Annotated in this window: 7 protein-coding genes and 2 pseudogenes; 3 read left to right on the top strand and 6 right to left on the bottom strand. The window is 71.3% G+C overall.

Features of this window, described 5'->3' with window-relative positions; all coding sequences use genetic code 11:
• A pseudogene (locus CA983_RS39100) lies at positions 1-350 on the bottom strand (alpha/beta hydrolase); the annotation flags it as partial.
• A 123-nt stretch (positions 351-473) separates the two neighbouring features.
• Between CA983_RS39100 and CA983_RS39095 the strand changes: the two are divergent.
• Positions 474-1631: an adenosine deaminase gene (locus tag CA983_RS39095; protein WP_086605455.1), complete on the top strand. Its 1158-nt coding sequence runs from the start codon at positions 474-476 to the stop codon at positions 1629-1631.
• Between the two features lie 142 nt (positions 1632-1773).
• Complete coding sequence (locus CA983_RS39090; protein ID WP_086605454.1) at positions 1774-2100, top strand: ATP-binding protein; 327 nt, start codon at positions 1774-1776, stop codon at positions 2098-2100.
• Positions 2101-2184: 84 nt separating this feature from the next.
• On the opposite strand, the gene CA983_RS39085 is transcribed toward CA983_RS39090, so the two are convergent.
• The 5 genes from CA983_RS39085 to afsQ1 form a co-directional block, all read right to left on the bottom strand.
• Entirely contained in the window at positions 2185-2397 is a 213-nt protein-coding gene (locus tag CA983_RS39085; protein ID WP_010048883.1) for a PspC domain-containing protein, read from the bottom strand.
• A gap of 63 nt (positions 2398-2460) precedes the next feature.
• Positions 2461-3045 carry a VanZ family protein gene (locus CA983_RS39080; RefSeq protein ID WP_086605453.1) on the bottom strand — a complete coding sequence of 195 codons (585 nt, stop codon included), beginning with the start codon at positions 3043-3045 and terminating at the stop codon, positions 2461-2463.
• 95 nt (positions 3046-3140) lie between these two features.
• A complete protein-coding gene (locus CA983_RS39075) occupies positions 3141-3758 on the bottom strand; it encodes a hypothetical protein (protein WP_086605452.1) in 618 nt (205 codons plus the stop codon).
• Positions 3758-5365, bottom strand: coding sequence for a sensor histidine kinase (locus CA983_RS39070; RefSeq protein WP_086605451.1), 1608 nt, complete (start codon positions 5363-5365; stop codon positions 3758-3760). Before CA983_RS39070 ends, CA983_RS39075 begins: the two co-directional genes overlap by 1 nt.
• A complete protein-coding gene (afsQ1, locus tag CA983_RS39065) occupies positions 5362-6039 on the bottom strand; it encodes a two-component system response regulator AfsQ1 (RefSeq protein WP_158101933.1) in 678 nt (225 codons plus the stop codon). Before afsQ1 ends, CA983_RS39070 begins: the two co-directional genes overlap by 4 nt.
• A 237-nt stretch (positions 6040-6276) precedes the next feature.
• Here afsQ1 and CA983_RS48555 point away from each other — a divergent pair.
• A pseudogene (locus tag CA983_RS48555) lies at positions 6277-6473 on the top strand (SigE family RNA polymerase sigma factor); the annotation flags it as partial.

Below are 6473 nucleotides of genomic sequence, written 5' to 3'. Positions count from 1 at the left end.
GCCCGGCCGCCCATCCCGGTGCCGGCGAGGCAGACGGGAACGTCTCCGTAGCGCCGTACGACCTCGTCGGCGGCCCAGGCCGCGTCGGCCGCGAGGTTGGCCTCGCTGCCGTTCCAGCCGCGGCAGCGGTAGTGCACGACGTGTGTGACGAGACCCTCGTCCCGGCCCGCGCGGGCCAGGCGGCGCCCCAGGGCGCGTACGGAGGCGGTCGCCACCATGGGGGACGGCCTGCGGCCGGAGACCTCGTCGCCGCCGGGGAGCAGCAGCACCACGCCGCTCACCGCCGACGGCTCCGGACCGAATGTCCTGCCCAGCCGGGCCCTGCGAACCGGCGTCGGTTGGTGTGCCATGACAGAACAGTGTCAGAAGCGCGGGTGTACGCGACCCGTCCTCGGGGTCACCGTTACGTATCGACGGAAACGTAAAGGACACGAGGACGCGCCATCTACGCGCGTAGGAGTTAGAGTGCGGAAATGACGAGCCAGACCACCGCGAACACCCCGACACCGGACCAGATCCACCGGGCGCCCAAGGTTCTGCTGCACGACCACCTCGACGGCGGCCTGCGCCCCGCCACGATCGTCGAACTCGCCCGGGCGACGGGTTACTCCCAGCTGCCCGAGACCGACCCGGAGAAGCTCGGCGTCTGGTTCCGCGAGGCCGCCGACTCCGGTTCCCTGGAAAGGTACTTGGAGACCTTCTCCCACACCGTCGGCGTCATGCAGACCCGCGACGCCCTGGTCCGGGTCGCCGCCGAGTGCGCCGAGGACCTCGCCGAGGACGGCGTCGTCTACGCCGAGGTGCGCTACGCCCCCGAGCAGCACCTGGAGGGCGGTCTGAGCCTCGAAGAGGTCGTCGAGGCCGTCAACGAGGGCTTCCGGGAAGGGGAGCGCCGCGCACGGGAGAGGGGCCTGCGCATCCGCGTCGGAGCCCTGCTCACCGCCATGCGGCACGCGGCCCGCGCCCTGGAGATCGCCGAACTCGCCAACCGCTACCGGGACCTGGGCGTCGTCGGCTTCGACATCGCCGGCGCCGAGGCCGGCTACCCGCCCACCCGGCACCTCGACGCCTTCGAGTACCTCAAGCGCGAGAACAACCACTTCACCATCCACGCCGGCGAGGCCTTCGGGCTGCCCTCCATCTGGCAGGCCCTCCAGTGGTGCGGCGCCGACCGGCTCGGGCACGGCGTGCGGATCATCGACGACATCCAGGTCCACGAGGACGGCAGCGTCGAACTCGGGCGGCTCGCCTCGTACGTCCGGGACAAGCGCATCCCGCTGGAACTGTGCCCGAGCTCCAACCTGCAGACCGGGGCGGCGTCCTCGTACGCCGAGCACCCCATCGGACTGCTGCGCCGGCTGCACTTCCGGGCCACGGTGAACACCGACAACCGCCTGATGTCCCACACCAGCATGAGCCGGGAATTCGAGCACCTTGTCGAGGCGTTCGGTTACACGCTCGACGACATGCAGTGGTTCTCAGTCAATGCGATGAAATCAGCGTTCATTCCTTTCGATGAACGGCTGGCCATGATCAATGACGTGATCAAGCCTGGGTATGCCGAGCTGAAATCCGAATGGCTGTTCCGGCAGACCGCTTCCACCAGCGGTTCTGTGACTTCGGAGGGCTGACCCGGGGGCAATCGGCACACAGGGAATGCGGACGGTGTTCACAAGCCGTCCGCATTTCGATGTTTGCGGGGGGTGGTGCCGCGTGATTACGGTCGCCGCACCGCTCACACACCCCGTCATCCCATTGCGAGGACGCATTTTCATGAAGCAGTCTGCTGCCAAGTCCCTCGGTGTCGCCGCTCTCGGGGCCGCCTTCGCCGCCACCGGTGCGGGCGCCGCCAACGCCGCTCCGGCCGTCCCGGACACCGCCCAGGCGCTGGCGACCGTCACTCAGGCGCTCCCGGCGGAGCAGCTCTCCCAGGCGCTGCCGGCGGGCTCGGCCGAGGCGGTGGGCCAGGGGCAGACCTTGGCCGGTACCGGTCTCACCGCCGCCCAGCCGGTCGCCGGGCAGCTGCTCGCCCAGGGCCCGACCGGCCCGGCCGCCGACCTGCTCGGCGGGCTCCCGGTGAACGGCGTTCCGGTCGCCTGACCCTCCCGCCCGGGCGGAACACACGCCGGTGGGGCGCACCCCTGGAACCAGGGTGCGCCCCACCGGCGTTCTCGGAGACGGTCGTCACCAGGCTGTCTGTGCCTTGTTCTGCACCTTGCTCTCCGAGGGCAGCAGGATCCACAGCGCGATGTACAGCAGGAACTGCGGGCCGGGCAGCAGGCACGAGACCAGGAAGATCACCCGCATCGTCGTCGTGGAGGTGCCGAAGCGCCGGGCCAGCGCGGCGCACACTCCGCCGATCATGCGGCCGTGGGTGGGGCGGGCGAGGCGGGACATGTGCGTCTCCTTCAGCGTCGGGGCGTGAGGCCTCTCGTCCGAGTACCCCATCTGCACTCCACGCTACGGAGACGAAGGGGGCAAAGCGTCGCTCCACGGGGCGATCCCGACCCTGGGAATCGTCGGGGTCCGACCCTGAGTCGGCTCCTCCGGGGGAAGGGGCGCACCGGTCAGGCGCACGATGGCGCGGCGGCGCAGCCAGGAGCGGCCGGCCGGGACGAGCGCGAGATGCGCGAGGGCCACGCCCGCGGTGTTCAGGAACAGCGAGTCGACGTCGACGACCTGCCCCGGAACGTTGGTCTGGAGCAGTTCGATGCCCAGCGACAACAGGGCGCCGGCCGTGACGGTGCGCAGCAGGGACGCCAGCGGCGAGACGACCAGTCTGCCGTTCGCCATCGGCAGCAGCACGCCCAGCGGGGCGAGCAGGGCCAGCCCCTCGCAGATCCGCCGGCTCGCCTCGGGCCAGCCCAGGGCGAGATCGGCGCGGATGCCGTCGAACGGCCGCAGATTGGCGGGCATCACCCAGGGCACGTCCAGCGGCCGCAGCGTGAACCAGGCGACGAACGCGAGGTGTGCGACGAGGAGGACACCTCCTGTCACACGGATGCGGAACTCGGCGCTGCCGCCGATGGAGCCTTGACGCTGCACGCCCCCCTAGACGCGGCCTCCGACAGGATCGGTTCCGGGATACCCCCCGATAGGCCTGTGAGGCATGCGCCACAGCCCGGCCGAGCCCGGCCCGCTCACTCCCCGGGCACGTCCTTGGACGGCGGTTCCTTACTGCCCGGGCGGGCCCGGACCTCGTCGGTGCACTCCCAGCGACGCGGGGGCCCGGCGCCGGGGCCGCCCAGGACCACGGAACCGTCGCCCTCGGCGGCCGCCGAGTCGGAGAAGGTGCAGACGATCTGGGCGAGGGCGTACGAGGTGAGGCTGTCCGGCGCCGTGCTCAGCCGCAGCGTGTCCTCCGGGTCGCCGGGCCGCGGCCCGCTCACCTTGATGCCGCCGCGTACGTCCGTGCTGTAGCCGGCCTCCTTCTCGGCGGGCGACGGCGGCTCCGCGAGCTGGTCGAGCAGGCCCTGCGCCACCAGCATGCGCCGCTCGGAGTCGGCCGCGCCGTCCGGGACCCGTACGGTCCGGTCGACGGTCACCAGCGAGGACCCGCACAGCAGGAACACCTGCACCGGCAGCCCCCGGGCGGCCTGCGTCGACACGTCCGGCTCGGCCAGCGAACACCGCACCCGCGACGGCGCGGGCCCGAAGTTCGTCGGCACCTCCGTGGCCCGGATCCCGCAGCCGGCGAGCAGCAGGGCGAGCACCGACACGGCACCGATCCGAGCCCTGGACACGAGACGTGTGGTCATCAGGCGTCCCCCTTCGAGTCCTCGCCCCGGTCCTGGCCGGTGTCGTCCTCGTGCTTGCGCTCGCCCTCGGCGGGCTGTTCCCCCGGCGCGTACGTGTGGCGCGGGAGTCGCAGGGTGAACACCGCGCCCGAGTCGGGCGAGTTGGCCGCCGTGATCTCGCCGCCGTGGATGTGGGCGTTCTCCAGGGCGATGGACAGGCCCAGGCCGCTGCCCTCGGAGCGCGGCCGGGAGGCGCTGGCCTTGTAGAAACGGTCGAAGACGTGCGGCAGGACGTCCTCGGGGATGCCGGGCCCGTGGTCCTGCACCTCGATGAGGAGCGAGTCGCCGGCCTCGCGTACGGACACCCGCACCGGGGAGCCGCCGTGCTTGAGCGCGTTGCCGATGAGGTTGGCCAGGATGACGTCCAGACGGCGCGGATCCAGCCGGGCGTGGATGCCCCGCTCGGCGTCCAGCTCGACCGCGTCCAGCCAGGCGCGGGCGTCGATGCAGGCGGTGATCTGGTCGGCGATGTCGACGTCGTCCAGGACGAGCCGGGCCGTGCCCGCGTCGAAGCGGGTGACCTCCATCAGGTTCTCGACCAGGTCGTTCAGCCGCCGCGTCTCGCTGACCACCAGCCGCACGGCGGGCTCGATCATCGGGTCCATGCTCCCGGTCTCCGCCTCCAGCTCCTCCTCCAGCACCTCCGTCACGGCGGTGATGGCGGTGAGCGGCGTGCGCAGCTCATGGCTCATGTCGGCCACGAACCGCCGGGACGCCTCGTCCCGCGCGGCCATGTCGGCGACCCGCTTCTCCAGCGCCTCGGCCGCCTTGTTGAACGTCCGGGACAGCTCGGCGAGTTCGTCGGTCCCGGACACCCTGAGCCGGGTGTCCAGCTTGCCCTCACCGAGCCGCCGCGCGGCCGCCCCGAGCCGCTGCACCGGCTTCAGCACGGTCGTCGCCGCGGCCTGCGCGAGCAGCGCCGAGCCGAGCAGCGCGAGCCCCGTGGCGATCCCCAGCGACCAGGCCAGCGAGTTGAGGTCCTTCGCCTCCGGCTCCAGCGACTTCAGCATGTAACCGGTCGGACCGCCGCCGATCACCCGCGTCCCGGCCACGAGGTACGGCGTGTCGTGGTCGACGACGCGCTGCCAGTACAGGTGGTACGCGTGCTTGTTGGCCTCGTCGACCTTCTGCGTCTTGTTCACCGCCGTGCGCAGCGAGACCGGCACGTCCCGCAGCGAGAAGCCGCTCAGCCCGCCGGAGCTGCCGTAGACGGTCCTGCCGTCGGCGTTGCTCGCGACCAGCAGCACGCTGAAGCGCTGGTCGCTGCCGGCCATCTGGCCCGCGGTGTGCTGGAGCTCGTCCTGCGTCGGATGCTCGGGCAGCGCGCCCGCCCGGTTCTGCATCTCCTGCTCGAAGTCGCGCAGCACGGCGTCCTGGGTGCGGGTGAGCACGGCCTCGCGGTTGAGCCAGTACGCGATGCCGGACGCGGACACGGCGGCCGTCAGCGCCACCAGGCCGAAGACGACGACCAGTCTCAGACGCAGGCTGGTGAAGCGCAGCCGCGACAGAACTCCCTTGCGCGCCGCGGTCCAGCCGCGGTCCCCCCCTTGGTGGTGCCGCTGTGTCACTGAGGCGGATCCAGCCGGTAGCCGACACCACGCACGGTCCGGATCAGCGTCGGGGACGAGGGGACGTCCTCGACCTTGGCGCGCAGCCGCTGGACACAGGCGTCCACCAGCCGCGAGTCGCCCAGGTAGTCGTGCTCCCACACCAGCCGCAGCAGCTGCTGCCGGGACAGCGCCTGCCCCGGCCGCCGGCTCAGCTCCAGCAGCAGCCGCAGCTCGGTCGGCGTGAGCTGGAGGTCCTCGCCGTTCTTCGTCACGGTCATCGCCGAGCGGTCGATGACGAGGCTGCCGAACGTCGCCGCGTCGTTGGACTCCCGCTCGCCGCGCCGCAGCACGGCCCGGATCCGGGCGTCCAGCACCCGCCCCTGCACCGGCTTGACGACGTAGTCGTCGGCACCGGACTCCAGCCCGACGACCACGTCGATGTCGTCGTTGCGCGCGGTCAGCAGGATGATCGGCAACTGGTCCGTGCGCCGGATGCGCCGGCACACCTCGAACCCGTCGATGCCGGGCAGCATCACATCCAGCACGATCAGATCCGGCCGCTGCTCGCGCAGCAGCTTCAGACCGTCCTCACCACTGGCAGCGGTCGCCACCCGGTGACCCTGGCGCGTCAGAGAGAGCTCCAGGGCCGTCCGGATGGCGTCGTCGTCCTCGATCAGCAACAGGGAAGGCACGGGCACATTCTGGCCCATGGAGGGGCCGGGGTTCGACCTGTGGGCCGAGATGAGATCCGCGCACAGCGTTGACGCCTGTGTATGAGGTGTGTCCGCCATGTGGCCGAGCCCTGTGACAGGTCTGTGACAGTCGGCGGACACGGCCATGAAAGTGCCGCGGCAAGCTTTTCGGCACAAGCAGGAAAGCCCGCCCGACCGGCGGGCCGCACACCGGAAGTCCACGACGGGGGGCGCGAGATGAACACGCTGCACGGCACCAGCACCAGCGCAGTGATCACGCGTCTGCACGACGTGAACCGGGGTTCCGAGAAGTCCGGTGCCGYGAGCGGGCGGGGGTGCGCTCGCGGCACCGGGCGTCAGCACACCGCTTTCATGACGGTGGTTGACGCACACACGGGGGAAAGCAAGGGGACGGGGGCGGCTCACGGGGGAGC

The organism is Streptomyces swartbergensis, from assembly GCF_002148965.1.
In the GTDB taxonomy this organism is placed as follows: domain Bacteria; phylum Actinomycetota; class Actinomycetes; order Streptomycetales; family Streptomycetaceae; genus Streptomyces; species Streptomyces swartbergensis.
Note: the sequence above shows the minus strand (reverse complement) of the source record. Positions and strands in the feature narration are given on the sequence as shown.